This window comes from Acidobacteriota bacterium, from assembly GCA_016716905.1.
In the GTDB taxonomy this organism is placed as follows: Bacteria; Acidobacteriota; Vicinamibacteria; order Vicinamibacterales; family SCN-69-37; genus SYFT01.
On record JADJUS010000004.1, the window covers coordinates 651,750 to 674,937 of the forward strand.

At 64.6% G+C, this 23,188-nt stretch carries 23 protein-coding genes; 16 read left to right on the top strand and 7 right to left on the bottom strand.

The window, feature by feature from the left end; all coding sequences use genetic code 11:
* Positions 1–18 precede the first annotated feature (18 nt).
* Both IPL75_06840 and IPL75_06845 read right to left on the bottom strand, forming a co-directional pair.
* Positions 19–795, bottom strand: a complete 777-nt coding sequence (locus IPL75_06840) for a class I SAM-dependent methyltransferase (GenBank protein MBK9239971.1) — start codon at positions 793–795, stop codon at positions 19–21.
* Between the two features lie 6 nt (positions 796–801).
* Positions 802–978, bottom strand: coding sequence for a hypothetical protein (locus IPL75_06845; GenBank protein ID MBK9239972.1), 177 nt, complete (start codon positions 976–978; stop codon positions 802–804).
* A gap of 134 nt (positions 979–1,112) precedes the next feature.
* Here IPL75_06845 and IPL75_06850 point away from each other — a divergent pair, with 134 nt between their 5' ends.
* The 5 genes from IPL75_06850 to IPL75_06870 all read left to right on the top strand — a co-directional run bounded on the left by IPL75_06850 (position 1,113) and on the right by IPL75_06870 (position 7,056).
* Positions 1,113–2,024: a hypothetical protein gene (locus tag IPL75_06850; GenBank protein ID MBK9239973.1), complete on the top strand. Its 912-nt coding sequence runs from the start codon at positions 1,113–1,115 to the stop codon at positions 2,022–2,024.
* A gap of 95 nt (positions 2,025–2,119) precedes the next feature.
* Positions 2,120–3,442 carry a glycosyltransferase family 39 protein gene (locus IPL75_06855; GenBank protein MBK9239974.1) on the top strand — a complete coding sequence of 441 codons (1,323 nt, stop codon included), beginning with the start codon at positions 2,120–2,122 and terminating at the stop codon, positions 3,440–3,442.
* Between the two features lie 33 nt (positions 3,443–3,475).
* Positions 3,476–3,841: a helix-turn-helix transcriptional regulator gene (locus IPL75_06860; protein ID MBK9239975.1), complete on the top strand. Its 366-nt coding sequence runs from the start codon at positions 3,476–3,478 to the stop codon at positions 3,839–3,841.
* Complete coding sequence (locus IPL75_06865) at positions 3,838–6,507, top strand: ABC transporter permease (protein MBK9239976.1); 2,670 nt, start codon at positions 3,838–3,840, stop codon at positions 6,505–6,507. Before IPL75_06860 ends, IPL75_06865 begins: the two co-directional genes overlap by 4 nt.
* Positions 6,508–6,603: 96 nt before the next feature.
* A complete protein-coding gene (locus tag IPL75_06870; protein MBK9239977.1) occupies positions 6,604–7,056 on the top strand; it encodes an SRPBCC family protein in 453 nt (150 codons plus the stop codon).
* A 344-nt stretch (positions 7,057–7,400) separates the two neighbouring features.
* On the opposite strand, the gene IPL75_06875 is transcribed toward IPL75_06870, so the two are convergent.
* A complete protein-coding gene (locus tag IPL75_06875) occupies positions 7,401–7,961 on the bottom strand; it encodes a nitroreductase (protein MBK9239978.1) in 561 nt (186 codons plus the stop codon).
* A 148-nt stretch (positions 7,962–8,109) separates the two neighbouring features.
* On the opposite strand from IPL75_06875, the gene IPL75_06880 reads away from it, so the two are divergent.
* The 6 genes from IPL75_06880 to IPL75_06905 are packed head-to-tail and all read left to right on the top strand — an operon-like array spanning position 8,110 to position 11,629.
* The gene (locus tag IPL75_06880; protein MBK9239979.1) at positions 8,110–8,310 is read left to right on the top strand and encodes a hypothetical protein; all 201 of its coding nucleotides are present in this window, start codon (positions 8,110–8,112) and stop codon (positions 8,308–8,310) included.
* 13 nt (positions 8,311–8,323) lie between these two features.
* Positions 8,324–9,475 (top strand): FAD-dependent monooxygenase, encoded by a 1,152-nt coding sequence (locus tag IPL75_06885; GenBank protein MBK9239980.1) that lies wholly within the window; start codon positions 8,324–8,326, stop codon positions 9,473–9,475.
* On the top strand, positions 9,472–10,344 hold the full coding sequence (locus IPL75_06890; protein MBK9239981.1) for a DUF1080 domain-containing protein: 873 nt from the start codon (positions 9,472–9,474) through the stop codon (positions 10,342–10,344). The genes IPL75_06885 and IPL75_06890 overlap by 4 nt, the downstream gene beginning before the upstream one ends.
* 33 nt (positions 10,345–10,377) lie before the next feature.
* Entirely contained in the window at positions 10,378–10,608 is a 231-nt protein-coding gene (locus IPL75_06895) for an antitoxin (protein MBK9239982.1), read from the top strand.
* On the top strand, positions 10,605–11,036 hold the full coding sequence (locus IPL75_06900; protein ID MBK9239983.1) for a PIN domain-containing protein: 432 nt from the start codon (positions 10,605–10,607) through the stop codon (positions 11,034–11,036). The genes IPL75_06895 and IPL75_06900 overlap by 4 nt, the downstream gene beginning before the upstream one ends.
* Complete coding sequence (locus tag IPL75_06905) at positions 11,036–11,629, top strand: DUF4112 domain-containing protein (GenBank protein ID MBK9239984.1); 594 nt, start codon at positions 11,036–11,038, stop codon at positions 11,627–11,629. The genes IPL75_06900 and IPL75_06905 overlap by 1 nt, the downstream gene beginning before the upstream one ends.
* Positions 11,630–11,722: 93 nt before the next feature.
* Here the strand turns inward: IPL75_06905 and IPL75_06910 are convergent, their stop codons facing one another.
* The 4 genes from IPL75_06910 to IPL75_06925 are packed head-to-tail and all read right to left on the bottom strand — an operon-like array spanning position 11,723 to position 16,903.
* Positions 11,723–13,498: a carboxypeptidase regulatory-like domain-containing protein gene (locus IPL75_06910; protein ID MBK9239985.1), complete on the bottom strand. Its 1,776-nt coding sequence runs from the start codon at positions 13,496–13,498 to the stop codon at positions 11,723–11,725.
* Positions 13,495–15,495 carry a carboxypeptidase regulatory-like domain-containing protein gene (locus IPL75_06915; GenBank protein MBK9239986.1) on the bottom strand — a complete coding sequence of 667 codons (2,001 nt, stop codon included), beginning with the start codon at positions 15,493–15,495 and terminating at the stop codon, positions 13,495–13,497. The genes IPL75_06910 and IPL75_06915 overlap by 4 nt, the downstream gene beginning before the upstream one ends.
* Entirely contained in the window at positions 15,450–16,028 is a 579-nt protein-coding gene (locus IPL75_06920; GenBank protein ID MBK9239987.1) for a GNAT family N-acetyltransferase, read from the bottom strand. Before IPL75_06920 ends, IPL75_06915 begins: the two co-directional genes overlap by 46 nt.
* Before the next feature lie 5 nt (positions 16,029–16,033).
* Positions 16,034–16,903: a YncE family protein gene (locus IPL75_06925; GenBank protein MBK9239988.1), complete on the bottom strand. Its 870-nt coding sequence runs from the start codon at positions 16,901–16,903 to the stop codon at positions 16,034–16,036.
* A 25-nt stretch (positions 16,904–16,928) separates the two neighbouring features.
* Here IPL75_06925 and IPL75_06930 point away from each other — a divergent pair, with 25 nt between their 5' ends.
* From IPL75_06930 to IPL75_06950, 5 genes are all read left to right on the top strand, one after another.
* Positions 16,929–18,470 (top strand): peptidase S10, encoded by a 1,542-nt coding sequence (locus tag IPL75_06930; GenBank protein ID MBK9239989.1) that lies wholly within the window; start codon positions 16,929–16,931, stop codon positions 18,468–18,470.
* A 1-nt stretch (position 18,471) separates the two neighbouring features.
* Positions 18,472–19,305, top strand: coding sequence for a carboxylating nicotinate-nucleotide diphosphorylase (gene nadC, locus IPL75_06935; protein ID MBK9239990.1), 834 nt, complete (start codon positions 18,472–18,474; stop codon positions 19,303–19,305).
* Positions 19,302–20,366 carry a quinolinate synthase NadA gene (nadA, locus tag IPL75_06940; protein ID MBK9239991.1) on the top strand — a complete coding sequence of 355 codons (1,065 nt, stop codon included), beginning with the start codon at positions 19,302–19,304 and terminating at the stop codon, positions 20,364–20,366. Before nadC ends, nadA begins: the two co-directional genes overlap by 4 nt.
* Positions 20,367–20,373: 7 nt before the next feature.
* A complete protein-coding gene (locus IPL75_06945) occupies positions 20,374–22,515 on the top strand; it encodes a DUF2785 domain-containing protein (protein MBK9239992.1) in 2,142 nt (713 codons plus the stop codon).
* Between the two features lie 90 nt (positions 22,516–22,605).
* Positions 22,606–23,157, top strand: a complete 552-nt coding sequence (locus tag IPL75_06950) for a hypothetical protein (GenBank protein MBK9239993.1) — start codon at positions 22,606–22,608, stop codon at positions 23,155–23,157.
* Positions 23,158–23,188 lie beyond the last annotated feature (31 nt).

Below are 23,188 nucleotides of genomic sequence, written 5' to 3' on the forward strand. Positions count from 1 at the left end.
GTGAAAACACACCGCCCGTCAGCCTGATGCGTTGCCCGTCCGGGTCCCTGCATTTTCTCCCTCTTCCCGATCCGGCTTGAACCAGTAGGCATTGCCTGCCTTCACCGCGATTTCCCCGGCTATCGCGTGGCGTTTGCGGAATTCCTCGACTGCGAAGCGACAGCCGATCAGGTGCCAATCGTCAATGATCAAGACTCCGCCTGGCGTGAGCAGAGGATAGAGCTGTTCGAGTGATGTCATGATCGAATCGTGCGCGTCCGAATCCAGCCGAACCATGGCGAAGCGCTTGTTCGCCAGTGCGCCCAGACTGTCAGCAAAATAGCCCGGCACGAATTCGACTCGCTCATCCAGCAGATTGAACCGCGCGATGTTGGCCTTCACTTCCTCGATCGAGGCAACCCAACGGTTCGACCAGCTATCAACGGGATCATGGCGGAATGTCTCGTTCGGCGGAATCCCGCAGAATGAATCCGCAGCGTAGATGCATCGCCCTTCGATTTCATAGGCATTGAGCAATGCGCGCATGAAGATGATTGCACCACCGCGCCATACACCAGCTTCGATCAGGTCCCCTGGAACTTTGCGCTGCTCGAGTTCAAGCAAGAGCACTTCGATAAGATCCAGCTGCCCTTTTGATAGAAAAGTCAACGGACGGGCCACTGGCTCAATCAGCCAATCGCCCCGTTTGGGGTCGCAATAGCGAATCGCATGGAACGTTTCAAACGAATCGGCCCCCCCGAGGTTCGTGAAATTCGTAAGGGTGCGTTTGAGCAGTTCGAGATATTCGACGCGCACGGGCGGCTATCCGAGCATGCGGCTACCCGCCGCCGATCGGTCAGTGCCTGCCTGCCGAGCCTTCGCACGTTGCTGGATGCGGACGAACAGTTGCGGCACGCAGGAATCCCACAACCGATATGGCTCGGTCTCGGGCTTCACCGCCTCGACGACGTCGGGGAACAGCTCCCTCGAAAGCTTCATGGTGGCCTCGCAACGGCAGCGCAACAGCAAACGATGTCATTCTGCGACGATTCGCGATGTTCCGCAATAATGTAGGTAATTGAAGTGTCTGAGCGCATGGATCAATGGACTGAAGCCTGGGTAGGCTCACCGGCGTGACCGCACTGGGGTGCTTTGGCGGGCGCTGCTTTGGCACCGATTGGCAGGCCGATCTGGAGTTGGACCTCTTTGATACGGCACCGCCATGCAAGGGCAGCGGGACCATTCACGTACGGCTTGTCCCCTTTTTGGGCGAACGCAGGCTGCGCCGGGTCAGCCCGCGGATGGAGCTGGCAGACGATGGCTTTCGTCTGCGCTGGGAGGACGAAGCGGTATTTGACGCCTTCACAAACGGGGTGATCAATGTTCTGCCGGGCAGTCAATGGTGCGGCACGCTTCCGGCAACGTTTTACAGCACCGTGGCAGCCACCATGCTGGCTTGGCGGGGACTGCTGCCTCTGCACATGTCCAGTGTGGTCTTGGATGGCCGTGCCGTGTTGATCGGTGGCGCCTCCGGCGCCGGCAAGTCTACCCTGGCCGCCGAACTGGTCGGCGCAGGGGCGCAACTCCTGGCTGATGACCTGACAGTGCTGCGCTGGCAAGCGGGGCTGCCGCTGGCCACGCGGGGACGGCCCGCCATGCGCCTCTATCCGCAAGTCGCCGGGATGATCGACCACCACTGCACGCGGCCAATCCCCGAAGATGTCCGTGGCAAGCTCTTGGTTCGGCCGCGTAACCGTGCCGCTGACGAAAGCTATCCAATTGGCGGAATCATAATCCTTGACCAGGAGTCTCAGAGGCTGCTGAGCGGAGCGGAGAAGTCGCGGCTGCTGGCGCGGTCCGTTTTCCGGCCCAGGATAATCGGTCAGACACCAGCAGCCGCGATGATCCACCGGCACGTGCTGGATCTGGCAAGCACGCAAAGGCTTATGGTCATGCCGATTGTCGAACAGCACGAAACATCTCACCGAGAGGCCAGACTGGCGCGGCTTCTTGCCTGGATGGCTGAAACAGCGAGACCGGCCTGAGTCTGAAGTGCTACGAGGCAGGGACTTTTCGGGAAGCCGTAGGTGGCGCGCCCGACCGGGGCCGGCCCGCGAGATGCCGTAAACTCTGCGAGCCAATGCCGCTGCCAGAGCCCCGTCATGCCGTCTCTGTAGCGCGAGCCCTCGTGCTGCTGACGGTCATTGGAGTGACGGTCAGGGCCGGGATGTTCCTCGTGTATCAGCCGGTGGTGTACCCGGACACCAACATGTATTTCACTCTGGCGTCGCAGCTCCGTCATTTCGATCTGAGCGATTACAGCGGAGTACGGACGCCGGGTTATTCACTTCTTCTGCTGTTGGCGGGTCAGGACGTGTTTGCCGTATGGCTCATGCAGTCTGCGATGGGCGTTCTGATTTCACTTCTCCTGTTCTGGATTTGCTTTATTCACACCGGTAGCGCGTCCTGGTCACTTGCCGCCGGGCTGTTGCACTCGCTCGCGCTGAACCAGTTGTTCTTTGAGGCGAACATCCTGAGCGAAACGTTCAGCACCTTGCTTGTGGTGCTGTCAGTCGCGTGTCTGGTCAGCGCCCTGAAGAATGGTCCACGGCCTGCGTACGGTGTCGCCGCAGGCGTCGTCTCGGCCGTGGTGACGCTGACCCGGGTTGTCTATGTCTACGTCGGCCCGCTGTTTGCCCTGCTCGTGTGGCTTTTCGAACGGGACGCCAGGCGTGTTGCGGTCAGTCTTGGCGTGGCGTTTCTGATTCCGGTCCTGGGTTGGGCGGCATTCAACAAGGTCACGATCGATCATTTCGGCCTGTCGACCATGACGGGGTACAACCTGACGAATCACAGCGGCGCCTTTATGGAGAGAGCCGGCGACCAGCATGCGACGATCCGGGATATCTACCTGAAATATCGGGAGCAGCAGATCGCAAAGACGGGCAGCCATTCCATGACGATCTTCAGCGCGCGGGGTGAAATGCTGAAAAAGACAGGGCTGGACAACGTCCACCTGTCGCGGCAATTGACGAAGCTCTCGCTGGAGTTGTTCGTGAACAATCCGGCCGTGTACCTCAGGAGCGTCGCCGAATCCTGGGCGCGTTTCTGGGCGGCCCCGCTCTATACGCGCTCCAATCAGTTCTCGGTGCCCGGCGCTGCGAGAGCTGTTGAATCCGTGTGGCGGGTTGAACGGGTGCTCGTTCTGACGATGAATGCGCTCGCGATTCTTGCGAGTGCCTGGGTGTTGATCAGTGCAGTCGCGCGGCGACTCAAGGGCATAGCCGGCCTACCCATTCCCGTGATCGTAGCCTGCGTCGTGATGGGCGCTTCAGTGCTGCAGGCCCTTGCTGAGTTTGGAGAAAACGCCCGCTACGGAATTCCGACGCAATCACTTGCGGCGACACTTGTCGTGCTGGTGGCGTGGGATATTCGTTCAGCCCTGGCGCGTCGCCCCATTTGACGTTCGCCGTCACACGGTATACCGTCTGACGGCATGAAGTATCGCCAGACCGGGGACGGCCATCCCGCACCACTCTCGCCGCAGGTCTTCCAGATTCTGGTGTCATTAGTGCGAGAACCGCGGCACGGGTATGCAGTGATTCAGGACATTCGTGAACGCACGAACAATGAGATTCACCTGACCGCGAGCACGCTCTACGACGCTCTGGCGCGTCTGGTAGACAAGAACTGGATCGAAGAAATCGACGGACCCGACGATGCGGCGCCAGCTGGCGGGGCGCGACGTTATTACCAGCTGACGGCGGGCGGACGAAAGGCGGCCCAGCTCGAAGCGGATCGCCTCGAGCGGCTGCTCAGGACCGTACGAGGGACATCACTCGCGACCAGGAAACGGTCATGACCTGGCTGCACCGCATGCTGCTGCGGCTGATGCCGCGTGGTCATCGCGCTCGGTACGGCGCGGACATCTCGCGTGTCTTCGCCGAGCAGCGCGCATCCGCATCGTTCGCCGGCCGCATCAGTCTCTGGGTGAAGGAGGTCGCGGCGATTCTGATCGTCGCCATCCGTGAGCACTGGCCGCGGCGTGACCGCGCTCATGGATCTGTTGTCGGCGGTGGATGGGCCGCAGATGCGGGAAGTGTGCTCCGCCAGCTCCGACGATCCCCCGGCCACATCGTCACCACCATCTTGTGCCTGGGGGTGGGGATCGCGGCCACGTTGTCTGTGTACTCCCTCCTCAACACACTGCTGTTTGGTCCACTCCCTGGCATCGATGACCGCAGCAGCGTCTCGCGTGTGTTCATCCGCGCAATGGTCAGTGCCGAACCTGGCGGGCCGGGTGGAAGGTCTTCCGGCGGCCCGATCTACATGAACGCGGTTCGCCCGCAATACTTCGACTTCCTGCGCGCCCATGGACCAGCCATTGCGTCGGTTGCGGGCCACATCGATCAGACGTTCCCCGTGCGTGTCGGCGACGAGGTCATCAACGCCAGCGGCGCCTTCGTCTCGGGCGACTACTTCAAGACGCTAGGCACGCAGCCCGTCGCCGGCAGACTGCTGACGTCAGGTGACGAGGAGAGACAGACGCCGGCAGCGGTGGTGGGCGAGCGGTTCTGGCGACTGCATCTCGGGGGCTCACCTGATGCGCTTGGACGTGTGGTCACCATCGCCGGCCACGATCTGCGGATCGTCGGCGTGGCGCCGTCGGGGTTTCCAGGCACGGACATCTCGAATCTGTCGGAGGGGTGGACGCCGCTCGAACTGTGGCTGCCGCTGTCTCTGGCGCGCGGTTGGCCTGGGATGAAAGACGAGGCCTTTGTTGGCGTCGCCGTCCGACACGCCGCCGGGGCCACGCGCGCGCAGGTCGAGAAAGACCTGGCGGTGTCCCTTGCGCAGATGGAGGCGGCCGGACCCTACAAAGACCTGGCCCCGATGGCGACACCACTGGGCCATGGGATTCAGGACACGGCCGACATCGCCGCAGGGCTGGCAATGCTGCTGGCAGGCCCGCTCGCGTTGCTCGCCATCGGGTGCGCGAACGTCGCGAACCTGCAACTCGCGCGATCGCTGGAGCGGACGCGGGAACTGTCGGTGCGCCTGTCACTGGGTGCCACGCGGGGCCGTATCGTCCGGCTCTTAGCGTTTGAGTCGGCCCTGATCGCCATCGGCGCCGTCGGTGCGGCGTGGCTGGGCACGCACGTGCTCTTGAGATATGTCTCCGGTCTGTTCCCGCTTCCGGTTCAGACCGATTGGCGCGTACTCGGTGTGGCTGCCGTGCTGGCACTGGTGGCGTGTCTTGTCTCGGGTGTGGCTCCGGCCTGGCGTGTGGCATCGCGGCTGCAACTCGCGGGTCTGAAGCAGACACCTCAATCAGGCGCCCGCCCGCACACACGACTGCGTCACACGCTGGTCGCGGTCCAGGTTGCGCTCTCGCTCACGCTGCTTGTGGTGAGCGCGCTGCTCGGACGGACATTCCTGCGAATGGCGGAGCTCATACCCGCCCACGCCAGCGAAGTGCTGCTGGCCACCGTCAATCTCCAGCAGTCTCAACTCGACGAACCGGCGAGCAAGCGACTGGCCGAACAGCTGATCGATCGGATGGGAGCGGATCCACGCGTTCGAGCGGTTGCGGCATCAAGCAACGCAGACATCTTTGCGCGAGAGGAGTGGCGGTATCAGAACGTGGGCGACACGCCTGAGGTCAGGCAGTTTGCGCGCGTACAGCGAGTCTCACCGGACTATTTCAACGCGGTGGGCGCGTTGGCCATTGCCGGGCGCACCCTGACAGCTGCCGATGCCGGCACAGCCGCGATTGTCGTGAATGCGGAACTTGCGCGCCTGCTCGAAGCGGACGGCCGTCCGGCTGTAGGCCGGATGCTGACGCTCAAGCGCCTGGTCGTTCAGCGCGGGCAAGTCGATATCCCTCCGGTGGACGCCCAGATCGTCGGCGTGGTTCCGAACGGGTTCCAGCGACCCGATCGGCCGGATCCCGATCGGGATATCTACATCCCGCTTGGCGCCACACTCCCATTTGAGTTCACGATGTATCTGCGGGCCGACGACGCGGCGGCTCTCGGTGCACCCCTGCGCCAGGCTCTCTCGTCGCTGGAACCGCGCGGCGCGTCATTGGAGTCCACCACGGTGCTCGATCGTCTGCGGCGCGAGTCCAGTCCCATTCGCTACATGGGCCTGGCAGCCGGAGGGCTTGGCGTCGTGGCACTGCTCCTCGCCATGGCGGGTCTGTACGCCGTCGTGGCGTACGTCGTGTCACTGCGCACGAGGGAAATCGGCGTGCGCATGGCCATCGGCGCGTCGCGGGCAGACATCGCGAGGCTGGTAGTCCGCCAGGCCGCGCGGTTGGTGATGGTGGGCGCGCTGGCCGGGCTCGCGATCACATTGCCGCTGACCTACGCGCTACGGTCGCTGTTCATCGGCATTTCGCCCTTCGACCCCCTGGCCTTCATTCCGATGATGTTGGCCCTCGTTGTCGTCTCGGCCCTTGCCAGCTTCGTCCCCGCGCGCCGGGCCGCGAGCATCGATCCCGTCTCGGCGATCCGCGCGGACTGACCCACAGGGCGGCTTGATGTCGGGCCCGCGACGAATGACGTCAGGTGGTATCCTGATCCAAGTATCCTTCCGTCTTCCCGAAGGAAAGGTGGCACCATGGTTGCGATCCGCGTCACCAATGAGATTGCGGCACCGGTAGACCGCGTCTTCTCCCTCTTCACCGACCTCGATCACTGCGCCGGGCTGGTCACCGGGATCAAGAAAATCGAAATGCTGACCGCTGGGCCGTTCGGCCTTCGCTCGCGGTGGCTGGAAACACGCGAAGTGCTCGGGCGTGACGTCACCGAGGAACTCGAAGTCACGGCGTTCGAGCTGAATCGCTCCTACACCATCACGAACGACGTGCACGGCACCCGGATGGACACGCACTTCGAATTCGCATCAGCCGGCGCCGGCACCTGCGTGACGATCGCGTTCAGTCTGGCGCCGCACACGTTCACGTCCATGCTCGCGTCGCCGCTCGGGTGGACGATGGCCGGGAAGATCAGGAAGGCGATCGAGCACGACGTGCTGGACTTCAAGCAGCTCGCGGAGCGGAAGACGCGTTAGTTCGCACACCGACGAGGTGGACGTAGCCGATGCTTGACTTTGAGATGGCAGAGGTCTAATTTCGAGGTAGACCCAGCGTTCGTCTGCCGACGGAAAGAGGCTCGCGGGTCGGCCTCGGAAACAGGAGGTGAGCAGGGAATGGCAACCTCAGCGGAAGGTGCACCACCGAAGGACGAAAGACGTCACTGCTCATGACCCCTGCTCCTGCCGCCTTCTGGCGGTCGTCGCTCAGCGACCCACTGACGCAGGGGTGAGCGCCTGAAGACGTCGCGAAAAGGACATCCTTATTCACGTAAGGATGTCCTTTCGTTTTTCTGGCAGGGCTTTCAGGCCAGCGCGCGGGCTCAATCCAGCCAGGTCGTCAGTGCCGGCGCGGCGGTGCGAGGTTTTGCCGCCGGCACCTCCGCCGGCGCTCCCAGGTTGAGAATGGCGACGATGCGTTCGCCGTCGCGGACACCAGCCGCGGCCCGTGCCGCAGGGTCGGCCATGATCGCGCCTGTCTTGATGTGTGTGCCGAGGCCCAGTTCCACGGCCGCGAGGGCAAGGTTCTCCACGGCCATCATGACCGCGGCATAGTCCTCTTCGCGAATCTCGGGGTTCTCGTTGTCCACGACCGCGACGGCAATCATCGACGGAAGGCGCCGGTGCTCCTCCGCGACCGTGTCGCGCATCGCTTGCGCGGCGATGGGGTCTTCAATTTTTTTGGCTTTCCGCCCGCCGAGGACGAGGCCGTACGCGTGACGGGCTTGTGGACCCAGGACGTAGAAGCGCCACGGCTGCGTCAGCCTGTGGTTGGGCGCGAGCACCGCCGCCGCGAGGACCGTCTCGACTTCCTCTCGTGACACTGGGCGATCGGAATAACGTTTGATGGATCGGCGCTGGGTGATGGCTTCAGAAATTTGCATAGAGGTCCTCCATCCTACCCTGTCGTTGACGCGTGTGCTGCCAGCTCGCGGGCGATTGCGGGTGTCGGTTGGCCAAAACTGGCGTTATGCTAACTGCCTCGCGGCCCCAGCGTTCGGTGCCAGCACGGTCGAGTGATCGGAGGGTCCAATGAGTGAGAACGAGACCAAGAAGGACGACCAGCAGGAATTGCCGGAAGACCAATTGGACACGGTGGTGGGTGGGACCCGCGGGGTTGCTTCGGTCGGGCTGAACATCGTGGCGCCGAAGTCGCCCGGCCGCGCGTCCGGGTTTGGCGACACGCCAGGGCTCAACGGCGGCGACATGATGAGCAAGATCTCGGACGACTAGACACGCCTCGGCCGTGGCTCGCACCGCACTCATCGTCGGCGCCGGCATTGGCGGACTTGCGGCAGGTGTCGCCCTGCGCCGCGCCGGCTGGCACGTGCGGATCTTCGAACGCGCAGACAGCCCACGCGAACTGGGGTTTGGTGTCCTCCTCGCGGCCAACGCGCTGGCCGCGCTTCGCGAACTTGGTGTGGCCGAGGCCGTCACCAGCCGTGCGGCACCCACGGCACACGTCGAAATTCGCCGCACGGACGGCCGCGTCCTTCGCCGACTCAATGTTCAGGTGGGCGGCCCTTCAGTCGTGGCCCTGCGGCCTGATCTTCACGGCGCACTGTTGTCCGCTGTCGGTCCCGAGTCCTTGAGATTGGGCAGCGAGGCCGTATCGTTCACGCAAACCCAGGATGGTGTGGTGCTGACGCTCAGCGATGGCACCACGGAGGCCGGCGCCGTACTGATTGGCGCCGATGGTGTGCACTCATCTGTCCGGCGCCAGCTTCATCCTGCTGAGCAGCCGCCACGCGCCAGTGGCTTCGCCGCCGTCCGTGGTGTGGCGTACGGCGTGACGAGCCAACTGGGTGACCTTTCCGGTGTCGGGTACTTTGACGATGGACTTGAGGTGGCAACGGTGCGTGCCGGCAGCGATGCCGTGTACTGGTACATGTCGCTGCTGACACGGGACGCAGGCCCGGCACCCACAGCGGATAGCGTGGTGCACGCGCGAACGGCAGCCTTTGAGCCGCCGCTGCGAGCGATTCTGACGGCCACAGGACCTGAAGACATGAGGTACGACGAGTTATTCGAACGCGATCCGCTGCCGACCTGGGGTGTCGGTCACGTGACGCTCCTGGGTGATGCCGCGCATCCGGTGTTGCCGCACACGGGACAGGGCGCGGCGCAGGCCCTGGAGGATGCCGTGGCGCTTGGTCTGGCCTTGGCGGGCCGGCAGCCCATCGATCACGCGCTCCGCCAGTACGAAGCCGTGCGATCCCAGCGAACACGAGCCTTCATCAAATTGGGCCCGCGCCTGGCGCGGGTCACCACCACGCATAGCATGATGATTACGACGATGCGGAATTTGGCGGTGCGACTTCTGCCAGAGTCCGTGTTTGCGCGATCGACTGTCAGCCTTTCCCGCGACCCGCACCTCGAGCTCAGGAGTACCCCATGATCACCACCACCCGTCGTCACTTCCTTCGGCCGAGTGTGGCCGTCGCTATTGTCTCAATCGCGATCGGCGGACTTGTCGTCGTGGCGCAACGAGGCGTGCCACCGCGCACTGCGGCCGACGACGGATTTACGGACACGCCGATGCTGCCCGGACAGCCGTGGCGTGTGCACGACCCGGCGCGACCGAATCCACCGGTGGTGACACCGGGCGCCACACCTGGCGCGGCACCGTCTGACGCGACGGTTCTCTTCGACGGCAAAGACCTCTCCCAGTGGGCGCAGCGCGGCACTGGTGCGAATGCAGGCCAGTTGTTGGAGCCGAAGTGGCCGGTGCGTGATGGGTACTTCGAGACTGGCGCCCGATCGGGATCGCTGCACAGCCGCGCGAGTTTCGGCGACGTGCAACTGCACGTGGAGTGGGCCGCGCCAACCGTGGTGGTCGGCAACAGCCAGGGTCGCGGCAACAGCGGGATCTACCTGATGAGCTTGTACGAAATCCAGGTGCTGGATTCTTTCGAGAATCGGTCGTACGCCGACGGACAGGCTGGCTCAATCTACGGCCAGTGGCCGCCGCTGGCCAACGTGGCCCGAAAGCCCGGCGAGTGGCAGACCTACGACATCATCTTCGAGGCGCCGACGTTCGAGAATGGGAAGCTCGTGAAGCCCGCCTACCAGACCGTGTTCTGGAATGGGGTGATTGTGCACAACCGCAAGGAAGTGATGGGCGCCACGGTGTATCGCAACGTGGCGACCTACGCGCCGCATGAAGCGCAGAGGCCGTTGATGCTGCAGGACCACAACAATCCCGTGCGGTATCGCAACATCTGGGTGCGACCGTTGCGAGCCTACGACCAGGCCGTGGCCAGGTAGTGTGATACGTATGAATGTGATACATTCATACGTATGCACAAACTCACCCTCAGCGTGGACGCCGGGGTTGTGGCCAACGCGAAGCGCTACGCGGAGGCGCGGGGGACGTCGGTGTCGCGCCTCGTTGAAACGATGCTCGACATGGTGTCGGCCAGGTCGGCGGACGAGGGATCAGCGCCGCCGGTGCTGACGCGTTTGCGTGGCAGCCTGGCGCGAGGATCCAAAGCCGACTACCGGAAGTACCTCGCCAAGAAGTACAAGTGACGCGCGTTCTGATCGACGTCAACCTCGTATTGGACGTGTTACTCGATCGGCGCCCTCATGTGGCCTCGGCTTCAGCCGTATGGGCGGCGATCGAAGAGGGGCGGGCGGAAGGGCTCCTTTCCGCACACGCGGTGACGACCATCCACTACTTGAATGCCAAAGCGGTTGCGCCGCGTATGGCCCGCGAGACCACCGATGCTCTTTTATCCGTGTTCGGTGTGGCCACCGTGGACGACAGCGTGATTCGAGCGGCCAATGCGCTGGGCTGGCCAGACTTTGAAGACGCGGTCACCGCCGCGGCCGCCCAGCGCGCCAAGTGCGCGGCCATCATCACCCGCAACACGCGCGACTTCGCCGGGTCGCCCGTTCGGGTCCTGGCCCCGGTCGAGGCCGCAGCCTGGCTTGGCCTGAGGCTGGAAGCATCCTGATGTCCGAATCCCTCCTGTTGTACCTGCTGGGGGGCCTGCTTCTGTTTGTGGCCCTTGTGGCCATCGCCTACCTTGTTGTCCGGTTCGCGTTCATTCGAATTGCGGAACGCGTGTCAGCCCAGATGGCCGTGCACATCGAAAGCGCGGTCACGCGGGCGGTGACTCAGCCGCATATTGCCCGCGCCGGCAAGGCCAGTGCGGCCGCCGGCCGGAAAATTCAGGACCTCGCAGCAGCGCGAGGCATCAATGTGGACCAGGCCAAGGCCGTTCTGTTGGCGCGGCTTGAGCGGACGGCGCGGCTGATGGATTCAGAAGTCCGCCTGCCGGTTGTCGGCGGCATCGGGCTGGACCCGCTCCTCGGCCTTATCCCGTACGCCGGTGACGTCGTCTCGGCCACCGTCGCCGGCGCGATCATCCTTAACAGCCTGCAATACGGACTGCCGAAAGCCATGGTGGCCCAGATGGTGGCCAACATGTTTGTAGACCTCCTCTTCGGCGCAATCCCCATCGTCGGCGACCTGTTCGACATCGCGTTCAAAGCCAACACCCGCAACCTCGCGCTCTTGCGCGAGCACCTGGAACGGCGGCCTTGAGATTCAGGGCCGCCCTACGAGGAGGGAGTGGTCGCCCTACGAGGAGTGCTGGCGCGCATTTCGTAGCGCGGCGTGGGTTTCAACGCCGCGGCCCTACTTCTCCGGCGTGCGGATGTTGACGACGCGGCGTTCGCCGAAGGCGATGGTGGCCGGGATCGATTGGGCGGCGAGCTGTGCGATGACGTTCATCTCCTGAAGGTCGCGCGCCACAAGGTCTGTGGTGACGGCGATGCGGTACTCGCCGCCGGGAAGGCCGCGAAAGACATAGCGGCCCTTCGCGTCCGGACGCGTGCTTACGATGCGGCGGGAGCCGGGCATCCAGTAGTCACGATTGGCCGGGATCGCGATCACGAAGTAGTCGGTCTCGGGCGCACCAGACTGCGTGGTCAGCGCGCCGGAGAGTTCCGACACCTGGCTAGTGAACGTGACGATGAGGTCGTTCAGGCCGCCGTCGGTGATGTCGAATCCCACGTCGGTGACGTCGCGGCCTCCGGTTGTGACTGAACGCACGGTCCATGCGGGTCCCGAGGCGGGCACTGCGCCGGGAACGGCGGCCCTCACCATGTAGCGCCCCGGCACCACACCGGCGGCGGTCAGCAATCCAGCGGCATCGAGCGTCGCGCTTGTAGAGTTCCCGGCGGCGGGTCCGACATCCACCAGCCTCACGGTCACGCGAGACAAGTCTGGCGGCTGCGCCAGATCGATACCTTCGAAGACCACCCGGCCCGCGACGGTGGCTGCGGGCAGCAGCGTCAGGGTTACTGCCGTGGGTTCGCCGCCGACCAGTGAGACGTCGGCCACCGCCCACATCACCGCCCCCGAGCCCCCGGGGCGCGTCTTTGCGGTCACCGTGTAGAGTCCCGGACTCAGGCTGTTGAACCTGAACTTGTCGTCGATGTGACCGGGACCGGATTGCGTGTTGTTCAACGCTTTCACGGCACTCCGCCGCGTCAGGCTCAGTTGCACGTCGATTGGCACCCCGCGAGGATCGACGATCGTGCCTTCGATTCGCGACGTCGGCTGGAACTGCATACGGAGCTCGACACCGGTGCGCTCCTCACCTGCTTTGAGCGTGAACGTGTCCGCCGACAGTGGGTCCAGCACGCCTGGCGAGAACACCGGGGCGTAGTTGTACCGCGTTGGCTCGGGCGCCGGCGGCGTTGGAGGCGGCGTCAGGATCGGGCGCAGCGACTGGGCTGGCGAGAACGCCGCGCGCAGTTCCGCAGGAGTCGGCGTGCGCACGTCGAAGAACTGCGCACCGAAGTACCACGAGGTGCCGAAGGTGTAGGTTCCGGGCGCCAGCCCGTACACCCGATAGGCGCCGCGATCGTCAGTGACATACGTGACGGGTTCAGGGCTGGCATAGTCGAGCGTTCGCTCCCCGCCCAGCGAGGTGCGCACTTCCCAGGCCATCACCGGCACACCGGGCATTGGCGCTCCATCCTCGTCATAGATCGTGCCGGTCAGCACGGCACCTCTCGCCAGCACCAGCGCAATGTCGGCCGCGTGTTCTCCCTCCTGAAGGAAGATCCCTGCGCCCGGCCGGAACGGCCGCTTGGCTCCGTAGGACACCGGCGGGTAGCCGGCCTTGTTCGCAGTCACGGAAAACCGGCCACTTGGAAGGTCGGACAACGCGAATCGACCCTGCTCATCGGTCATCGTCATCCGGTCGAGTCGCATATCGCCGCTGATCTTCACATTGGCGCGTCGCACGGGTTCACCGGCTTGGTCTCTGACGATGCCACTGATTCGAGCCTTGCCGGTGGGTGGCGGCACCGGCTTAGCCACATCGCGAACCTGGGCGGCGACGACGGTGAGGCAGGGCAGCGCCAACAGCAGGCAGGCAATGGGAAGGAGGAAGCGCTTCATTGATTCCTCCGCAACCGGAGCGACAGCGCGGTTGGTCCATCGCCTTGCATACGGAAACGATCGGCCAGCGCAGCGAGTTTTGCGAGCGTGGCCGGGTTTTGCCAGTCGTCCGACTCTGCCTCGGGGATGGCCACAAGGAAATATTCACCGTCGGGCGGCGCCGCGAGCGAGAATGCTCCGGTCTCTTCCACTCTGGCGCTTGCCACGCGCCGGTTGGTGCGTCCGTAGTCGATCCATTCGGCCTGATCGACGGGGAACATCAGCACCACCGTATCGCTGGCGCGCATGCCAGCCTGGACCTGCACGGCGCCCATCACGCGCCGCACCCGGTTTGTCAGCGTGATGACCACGCCATCGATGTCTGTCGTGACGTCGATCGCATGCGCCGAAATGTCACGGCCCTGAAGGGCGGCGCCAAGCAAGGTCCAGCCTTGCGGCGGGTTCACGCGCAAGAGGTATTTGCCTGGCCACAGGCTTGGAGTGGCGAATGGTCCCGCAGCAGAAAACGGGCTCGGAAAGGAAGCGCTGTCCTCGCGGCCATTCGCGGCGACGGCCGAAATACTTGCGCCTCGCCATTGGTCGGCCGTTGGTGGCGAACCGGTGCCCTCCAGCAGAATGCGGCCCCGCACGCGCGGTCCTTCGCTCAGGGTGAGCGCGATGCCAGTCACGGCGCGGTCGGCCACGATCACGGACTGGCTCGCGTGCAGGAGTGGTTCGGCGGGCGCAGCAGGCGGCCCGCCGCTTGGCCCGCGACCAAATGCCGAGATGTAAGGGATGGCGCCGGTTCCGCCCACCACGCCAAGCTCAAGCCCTTGGCCGGGCCACGGCACGCGGATAACGCGAGCGATGTATTGCCCCGGCGGAACGCCATAAAAAGTGAAGGCCCCCTCGCCATCAGTCACAGCGGTGCCGACGTCCACGAGCGGCACATCGCCTGTGTCTGCCGGCACCAGATGCACGGCGTGCCACGGCGCGGGCCCCTCGGGTCCCGTCAGCACGCCCGACACCTGCTGTGTCGGCACCATGCGCACAGTCACATCGACCGCGGTCAGTGGCTCACCGGAGATCGCGCGGACGATGGTGGCCGCGCTGTGTGTCATGGCTGACGGATGGTAGGTGGTGGGATAGGCCAGCCACGCATCTTCCGTTGTGGGCACACCCGAAAGGCCCGAGAGCGAATCGACCAGTGCGCGGCCGCCCGCTGCAACACCAGTCGCTCGATCGAACACGATCGGCGCCGCGCCCGTCGCCGTCATCGTCTGGTAATACGCGCGCGGCGTCGCGTTGGCCGCGCGAATGGCGCCCGCAAATCCGGGGGGCTCCGACAACACGCTGGTGAGCACGGCTACGAGATACTCACCGGGCATCAGATCCGAAAACCGATAGGCGCCGCGGTCGTCGGTGATCTGGCGCGCCAGCGTTTGAGGGCGTTGCGGGATGTTCATTTGCCGACGGCCGGCGATGTGCACCATCTGGATCGCGCGCACCTCGACGCCCACGAGCGGATCGCCATTGTCGGCCATCACCCTGCCGGCAATGATCGCGGGGCGCCACATGGTGATGATCAAGTCGTTGCGGGGTTGTCCGTCGGCAATGGCCACAGCGAGGCCGGGGCCGCCCGGACGCCGGCGGCCCAGCAGGCCCGGGAGCCATCCTGCCCGGGTGACATCCAGCTGATAGTTGCCTGCAGGCACCTCAGTGAACACGAACCTGCCTTCGGCATTCGTGCGGACTGGCACCGTGCGGCCGACAGGCGCAGGGCGCGGCCCTGGAGCCACGCTGTCGTTGCGCACAGCGACCACCGCACCCGCGATCGCTTCACCCTTCGCGTCGACCACTCGGCCCGCAAGCAGCCCAGTCGCGCGAGGGGTCTGCGACGGCTGGCCGCTTTGCGCGACCAACGTCCCGGCCGACAGAGCGAGCGCAATGAGCCATGTCAATGCTCGGTGGTTCACGCGAAACTCCCTCCAGTAGGTGGTTGCCGTTCGGCGAGCCATGCGTCAGCTTCTCGCTCGAACCACGCCAACGGTCCGCCAGCGGCGTACGCCGGATGGGGGAACGAGCGTTCACCGCGACGCTCGAGGCCGATCTTCTCCAGCACGCGTTGCGACGCCACGTTCGGCAGACTCGCCATGCCCGCGATGCGCGGCAGTTTGAGATCTTCGAAGGCATACCGCATCAGCGCAGACGCCATCTCGGTCGCATACCCGCGGCCCCACGCGGACTTCGCCAATCCGTATCCGATCTGGATGATCGTTTCTCCCTGGATGTTGTTGATCAGGTGGAATCCGACACCCTGTCCGCTCGCGCGTTCGACCGTCATCCACATGCCGAGTCCTGGATGGGTGTCGTAGTACTCGATGACCCTCGTGCGCAGCATGTCCTCGACCTGGTCGCGCGTCTTCAGGCCGCCGAGATACCGCGTGACCTCTTCGTCGCTGTAGAGCGTGGCGAGCCAGTCGAGGTCGTCATGCGTCATCCGTCGGAGGGCGAGCCGTTCGGTGACGAGCCAACAGTCGTCGGGAAGCATGCGCGCTAGTCTACTGGAATGGCCCACGCCGTTTGGACGTCGTGCGCAGAGATCCAGACGTGGCGGCCGGCCACGCGCACCGCGCCGCTGCCTGCGGGCGGTCCGAACTGTTCGGTGACGGCGTTGGTGGCCGGGTCAACCACCGATAGCAGCGTCTTTGTCGCGCGCACCCAGACGCGGCCGGCGCCAACCGCGATATCGCCGCCGTCGCCATCAGCGCCCGGCACCATGATCGTGGCGACGACCGTGTTTGTGGCCGGGTCGATCCGGCTCACCGACCCGTCGCCCTGATTGAGCGTCCACACGCCACCCTCGCCGGCGTCGAGGAACCGGGGCGTTGGGCCCACGGCAATGGTCGAGACCACTTGGTTCGTACGCGGATCGATTCGTTGCACGGTGCCTGCGCGAGACGATGCCGGGTCACCGGTGTTGGTGATCCATACCGAGCCGAAGCCGAAAGCCGCGGCGTAGGAGAGAGGAGCCACGGCGATGCGGGCCGATACTTCATTGGTGGCGGGGTCAATGCGCGAGAGCACGCCTGCCCGATCAGAAAGCACCCACACCGACCCAGCCCCGGCGGCCAGACTCAGTTCGCCCTCGGAGTCGGCCAGGCCCGTGGGAATCACGGCGGTCACTGACAGGGTCAGTAAATCCACACGATAGATGGACGCGTCGCGACAGTTCGCCACCCACACGGAGCCGAATCCAAGGGCCATCACGCCACACGGCGAGGGAATGGCCACGGTGGCCACGGGGCCGTCATGGTCGATATCGAGTTTCTCGATCCGGCCCCTGTTGGTGACCCACACCGCGGCCCCGTCGGCCACGAAGAAGTCTGCTGACCCCGGCAACACGATCGTGCGCGCTGCCCGCACCGAAATTTCTAGTAACCTTGCCGACATGAGACATCTCCTGCTTGCCGCCATTTTCGTCTTTGCCGCCGGCGTGGCGGCACCCGTTCAGCCTGTCGCCGCTCAAGCGCCACCACCGGCGCAGCCCGCGCCGCCGGCCCAAGGTAGCGAGGCTTCAGAATCCTGGTCCGTCACCGACCACACCATTCGCGTCGGCGGACAGACCATTCCCTACAAGGCGTCGGCCGGCACCACCATGCTGACCACCCCAGAGGGCGAGTCTACCGGACTGTTGTATTCGGTGGCCTACACACGGTCGGACGTGAAAGACCTCAGCACGCGTCCGGTGTCGTTCGTCTATAACGGCGGACCCGGCTCGGCGTCCATGTGGCTCCATATGGGCGCCTTTGGTCCGCGGCGCGTCGTCACCGTAAACGGCGAGTTTACGCCGCCTGCACCATACGGCATCGTCGACAACACCGAGACGTTGCTCGACAAGACCGACCTCGTGTTCATCGATGCGATGGGCACCGGTTACAGCCGCGCGGCCGGCAAAGGAAAGGAAGCCGATTTCTTTGGCGTCGATGAAGACGCCGCCGCCTTCGCGCAATTCATCGTCACGTACCTCAGCCGGAATGGTCGATGGAACTCGCCGAAGTTCCTGATTGGTGAAAGCTACGGCACGTTCCGATCGGCGGTGCTCGCCAACCTGTTGCAGCAGCGGCACAACGTGCATCTGAATGGCGTCAACCTGATCTCGTCGGTGCTGGACCTGTCCACCATCACGTTCGCCGATGGTGACGATCGGGTGTACGTGCACTATCTGCCCAGTTATGCGGCCGTGGCGTATTACTTCAAGGTCCTTGCGAACCGGCCTGCGTCGCTCGAGGTGTTGCTGGAGGATGCTCGCCGCTTTGCCGCCACCGAGTACGCCGCTGCGCTGTTCAAAGGCGACGAACTGACGCCGGCAGAAAAGGCGGCCGTGGCAAAGAAGCTCTCGGCGTTCACCGGTCTGGGCGAAGACTACTTGATGCGGGCGAACCTGCGCGTCAAGCTCGGCCAGTTCAACGCAGAGCTCATGCGCAGCCGCGGCCTGACGGCGGGCCGTATCGATGCGCGCTTTACGTCGTCGACCTTCAACCTGCTGACTGAGAACGCCGAGTCCGATCCGTTCAACGCTGCCGTCGGCGGGGCGTACACCGCGGCCGTCAACCACTACAACCACGAGGAGCTGAAGTTCGGTCGCGACCGCGTCTACCGAAACACCCGCCTTGGTGGTGGCTGGAACTGGACGCGCGCGGCGGCTGGCGGTGGGTTCCCGCCAGCACCTAATGTCCAGCGGGACCTGGCCCAGGCGATGATCACCAATCCGAAGTTGCTCGTGCAGGTGGAGAACGGCTACTACGACATGGCTACGCCGTTTGCGCCCACTGAGTTCACCTTCCGGCACCTCGGCGTGTCAGAGGATATTCAGAAACGAATCACGATGAAGTACTACCCGTCGGGCCACATGATGTATCTGCAGGATGCAGACCGGGTGGCGCTTCACAAGAACGTGGCTGAGTTTATCGACCGCGCAACGAAGAAATAGGATGTTCACTGCTCCTGATGTGGCCGGCATCGTCCGTCTGGCGCTGGCTGAAGACGTCGGCTCCGGCGACGTGACGAGCCTGAGTACTCTTCCGCCTGAGTTGACGATCCGTGCGCGTCTGGTGGCGAAGGCGCCGGGCGTGATTGCGGGACTCTCGGTGATGTCCGAGGTGTTCGCGCAACTGGACCCGGCTGTGCTGGTGGAGCCGCGTGTGTCCGATGGCGACCGGCTCGAGTCCGGTCAGCTCGTGGCCGACATCAGCGGACCGGCGCTCGCGGTGTTGGCCGGTGAGCGTACGGCCCTCAATTTTCTGCAACGGATGTCGGGCATTGCCACGCTGACCCGCGCGCACGTGGACCGCGTCCAGGGCACCGGCGTGGTCATCCTCGACACCCGAAAGACTGCGCCAGGGCTGCGCTTGCTCGACAAGCTGGCTGTTCGGGCCGGCGGAGGGCACAATCATCGGATGGGTTTGTTCGACATGGTCCTGATCAAGGACAACCACATCGACGCGTGTGGCTCGATCACAGAGGCATTGGCGCGTGTCAGCCGTGGTGCGCACGCCGGCTTACCTCGAGAAGTCGAGTGCCGCACAGAGTCCGATGTGCGTGAGGCCCTCGCTCTTTCGCCAGACCGCATCCTGCTGGACAACATGACCGTGTCGCAGGTTCGCCAGTGCGTCGCCCTTGTCGCCGGACGGGTGCCTCTGGAGGTGTCGGGCAGTGTGTCGCTCGACAACATCCGCGACTACGCTGATACGGGCGTCGCTTTTATTTCCGTCGGCGCGTTGACGCACTCCGTGCGCGCGCTCGATCTCAGTCTTCAGGTGTTATGAACGCAACGTTGACTCCGTCCGCCGCCCTGTCGGCGAACGACATTTATCACTACCTTCGCGAGCGACTTCGCGATGTGGTGCCCGATGTGGAACTGCGGTACAAGGCGGGCATTGCCGCGCAGATCAACGCGCTGAAGCGCGAGCGCAACGCCCTCATCCTCGGCCACAACTACATGGAACCGGCGCTGTTCCACTCCATCACCGACGTCGGTGGCGATTCGCTCGAACTCAGCCGGCAAGCCGCCATGACCGACAAGGACATCATCGTGTTCTGCGGCGTGCGGTTCATGGCCGAAACCGCGAAGATCCTCAATCCCAGCCGCACGGTGCTTCTGCCATCGGCCCACGGGGGCTGCTCGCTGGCGGATGGCATCACCGCCGCAGATGTCCGTGCGCTCAAAGCGCAGTACCCGGGTGTGCCGGTGGTGACTTACATCAACACCTCTGCAGAGGTGAAGGCCGAGTCCGACATCATCTGCACGTCTGGCAACGCCGCAAAGGTCGTCGAGTCGCTCAACGCCGACGCCGTGATCTTCCTCCCCGACGAATACCTGGCCGCGAACGTGGCAAGGGCCACCGGGCGCCAGATCATCTTTCCAACCCGTGCACGGCCGGCGACAAACGAGCCGAACCTCACTCACACCCTCATCGGCTGGACCGCGCGTTGCGAAGTGCACGAAAAGTTCACCGTGCAGGATGTGCAGGACGTGCGCCGCCAGTTCCCCGATACCGTCATTCTCGCGCACCCGGAGTGCAGTCCCGCCGTGGTGGACGCCGTGGACTTCACCGGCAGCACCGCCGCGATGATCAAGTACGTGGAAGAGACGCAGGCTCCCCGCTACCTGCTGCTGACGGAGTGCTCGATGGGCGACAATGTGGCCGCCTCCAACCCGGACAAAGAGATGCTGCGGATGTGCTCGGTTCGGTGTCCTCACATGAATGAGATCACGCTCGAAGATACGCTTGAGGCCCTGCAGAAGACGCAATACGTCATTGAGGTGCCCGAGGCGATTCAGGCGCGCGCGCGACTGGCACTCGAGCGGATGCTCGCGATTTCCTGAGGACACCATGACTGGTCGAACACGCCTTCTCTTCGCCGTCCTCCTGGCCCTTGGTGCCACCGGGGTTTCCACGCCGGCGCAGACCCCTACCGACATCGTCACGGTATTCAGCAATGCTCGTCTGATTCAGCTCGGCGCCACTCCAGGGGTCTCCGACGCCGCCATCATGGTGCGTAACGGCCGAGTGGCTGCGGTAGGGCCGGTCGCATCGATTGCCGTGCCCACGGGCGCACGGCGCGTGGACCTTGGTGGACGCTTCGTGCTGCCGGGCCTGATTTCTACTCATGTGCACGTCTCGGATGTGACCGGGCCCGAAGCGCGTGCCTACACCGACGAAAACACGAAGCGCCAGCTGAGCGTGTTCGCCAGGTACGGCATCACCAGCGTATTGAGCCTGGGCGGGGAACAGGCGCCTGCATTCACGGCGCGCCTGGGCCAGGCTTCCGTTCCACTGGATCGCTCGCGCATCTTCCTCTCAGGCGACATCGTCACCGCCGCCACGCCCGACGCCGCCCGCGGGCAGGTGGCGCGCGTTGCCGCCCTCAAGCCGGACATGATCAAAATTCGCGTGGACGACAACCTCGGCACGGCGCGGAAGATGCCGCCCGAGGTGTTTCAGGCGGTGATCGACGAAGCCCACAAGCGCGGCCTGCGGGTTTCCGCGCACATCTTTTATCTGGACGATGCGAAGGCGTTGCTGAGGGCGGGCGTGGACATGATTGCGCACTCCGTTCGCGACAAAGACATTGACGCGGAGTTCATCGCGCTGATGAAAGCGGCCAATGTGCCGTATTGCCCGACACTGACGCGGGAGCTGTCGACGTTTGTGTACGAATCGACGCCCGCCTTCTTCGACGAGCCGTTTTTCCTGACCGAGGCAGACCCAGCGATGGTGGCCCGGCTCAAGGAGCCGGCGCGCCAGCGCGTGATGGAGCAGTCGAAGAGCGCGCAGGCCTACAAGGCCGCACTCGTCGTAGCAGAGCGCAACCTGAAAGCCGCCGCTGATGCGGGCCTGCTCGTGGTGATGGGGACAGATTCGGGTCCGTTTCCAGAGCGGTTCCAGGGCTACTTCGAACACGTCGAGATGGCGATGATGGCGGCGACGGGGTTGACGCCGGCTCAGGTCCTGCGATCGGCGACCAGTGACGCCGCGCGCGCGCTGCGGGTCAGCGACGTGGGGACCATAACGCCAGGGGCGTGGGCGGACTTTGTGGTGCTGGATCGCAATCCCCTCGAGGACATCCGAAATACCCGGTCGATTGCGTCAGTGTGGATCGCCGGGAATCAGGTGCCGGCACGGGCGGCCGCAGCCAGTGCAGCGACGCCCGGCCATGACAAAGCGTTCTGGCGGCAGATTGCCACCGACAAATTCGCCGTGCCCGCGGGCGCCGCGTTGCCTGTGTTGCTCGGTGAGCTCACCGCGATGCTCGGTTCGCCCGACCCGGAAGTGCGCGATGACATCGCGTACACCACGTTGACCCAGTGGCTGTACCGCCAGCGCCTTGTGCCGGTCGAGGAGCGCCGGCGCTTGTTGCGTGAGTGGACGATGGCTCTTCGGGGCGGCATCGGAGAGCAGGGAACGCCAACCGTGTTGCGCCGATCGTTTTCAGCGTTGTCGCTTGGCGTGTTGGCCATTCTCGACAACGAAGCCGCTTATCTGGAGCGCGACGAGTTCGACGGGCTCCTGACCGCGGCGCTCGAGTATTTGAAGAACGAGAAAGACGTTCGTGGCTTTGACGGCACCATGGGGTGGCTGCACTCGGTGGCCCACACCGCGGACCTCCTCAAGTTCCTGGCGCGCAGCCGGCACTTGCGGGTGGAGCAGCAGGCGATGATCCTCTCGGCGCTGACCGCCAAACTCCGGGCGGTAGAGACGGTGCTGGTGGATGGCGAAGATGAGCGGCTGGCCAGGGCGGTCCTGTCGATTACGGCCCGGCCCGACTTCGACGAGGCTGCCTTCACCGCCTGGTTGAAGGCGCTCTCTCCGCCGCCCAGAACCACGCCGCCGTCTGCTGCCGAGCGCGCGGCCGACCAGAATGTGCGCCACCTTCTGGTTTCCACATTCGCCGTCGTCTCAGCCGACACGAGGGAACTGCCCTCGCTCACACGCGCCCGAGCGCTATTGCTGGCACGCCTTCAAGGGCGCTGAAGGGCAGTTGGATTGCGTGCATTCCCGCGTTTCGTAGCGCGCCCTGGGTCTCAAGGGCGCGGCTTTGTCCTGGCTCTGTGTGCCGGTCTGTTGGCCGCCGCCTGTGCCGGCCCGGCGGTGCAGATGCCTGGCGCGATCGATTTCGCCGCCGCCTCGGCGGATGTGATGTCGGACGCGTTCGCGTGGTCTCCGGCGCGCGTGGTTGATTGGTCCGACTTTCGCGGCAAGCCCAACATGGCGAGCACTGCGGCCGCGATGACGGCCTATTCCATCACCTCTGAGGCCCGGTGCGACGAGGGACGATTCACGTTTCGTGTGCAGTCGTATTTCCTGCCGGCGCGGTCGTGGGTGAAGTCGGCGCACTTGTTGGAGCGAGCCTCCGACCGCACCCTGCAGCACGAACGCACCCACTTCGATTTGAGCGAGGTGCAGGCGCGACGCGCGCGGCAGGGCCTGGCGGCGCTGAAGTCACCCTGCGAATTGCCCAACGAGGTGCGCGACCGTCTGGTGGCGCCATATCTGGTGGGTGATGCGGCGGTGCAGGCGCAGTACGACCGCGAGACCATACACGGCACGCACAGGTCCCGGCAGGCCGAGTGGGAGGAGCGAGTGCGCGGCTGGCTGCGCGAGCTGCCCCGTTGACTTCTCATTTTAGTTTGATCTAAAGTCACGG

Bases quoted from the DNA above. Each gene is read 5' to 3' on its own strand.
- nadA (MBK9239991.1), top strand. From the start codon at position 19,302: ATGAACGCAACGTTGACTCCGTCCGCCGCCCTGTCGGCGAACGACATT.
- IPL75_06910 (MBK9239985.1), bottom strand. From the start codon at position 13,498: ATGAAGCGCTTCCTCCTTCCCATTGCCTGCCTGCTGTTGGCGCTGCCC.
- nadC (MBK9239990.1), top strand. From the start codon at position 18,472: ATGTTCACTGCTCCTGATGTGGCCGGCATCGTCCGTCTGGCGCTGGCT.
- IPL75_06895 (MBK9239982.1), top strand. From the start codon at position 10,378: ATGCACAAACTCACCCTCAGCGTGGACGCCGGGGTTGTGGCCAACGCG.
- IPL75_06845 (MBK9239972.1), bottom strand. From the start codon at position 978: ATGAAGCTTTCGAGGGAGCTGTTCCCCGACGTCGTCGAGGCGGTGAAG.
- IPL75_06875 (MBK9239978.1), bottom strand. From the start codon at position 7,961: ATGCAAATTTCTGAAGCCATCACCCAGCGCCGATCCATCAAACGTTAT.
- IPL75_06860 (MBK9239975.1), top strand. From the start codon at position 3,476: ATGAAGTATCGCCAGACCGGGGACGGCCATCCCGCACCACTCTCGCCG.
- IPL75_06930 (MBK9239989.1), top strand. From the start codon at position 16,929: ATGAGACATCTCCTGCTTGCCGCCATTTTCGTCTTTGCCGCCGGCGTG.
- IPL75_06865 (MBK9239976.1), top strand. From the start codon at position 3,838: ATGACCTGGCTGCACCGCATGCTGCTGCGGCTGATGCCGCGTGGTCAT.
- IPL75_06855 (MBK9239974.1), top strand. From the start codon at position 2,120: ATGCCGCTGCCAGAGCCCCGTCATGCCGTCTCTGTAGCGCGAGCCCTC.
- IPL75_06870 (MBK9239977.1), top strand. From the start codon at position 6,604: ATGGTTGCGATCCGCGTCACCAATGAGATTGCGGCACCGGTAGACCGC.
- IPL75_06920 (MBK9239987.1), bottom strand. From the start codon at position 16,028: ATGCTTCCCGACGACTGTTGGCTCGTCACCGAACGGCTCGCCCTCCGA.
- IPL75_06945 (MBK9239992.1), top strand. From the start codon at position 20,374: ATGACTGGTCGAACACGCCTTCTCTTCGCCGTCCTCCTGGCCCTTGGT.
- IPL75_06880 (MBK9239979.1), top strand. From the start codon at position 8,110: ATGAGTGAGAACGAGACCAAGAAGGACGACCAGCAGGAATTGCCGGAA.
- IPL75_06905 (MBK9239984.1), top strand. From the start codon at position 11,036: ATGTCCGAATCCCTCCTGTTGTACCTGCTGGGGGGCCTGCTTCTGTTT.
- IPL75_06890 (MBK9239981.1), top strand. From the start codon at position 9,472: ATGATCACCACCACCCGTCGTCACTTCCTTCGGCCGAGTGTGGCCGTC.
- IPL75_06915 (MBK9239986.1), bottom strand. From the start codon at position 15,495: ATGGCTCGCCGAACGGCAACCACCTACTGGAGGGAGTTTCGCGTGAAC.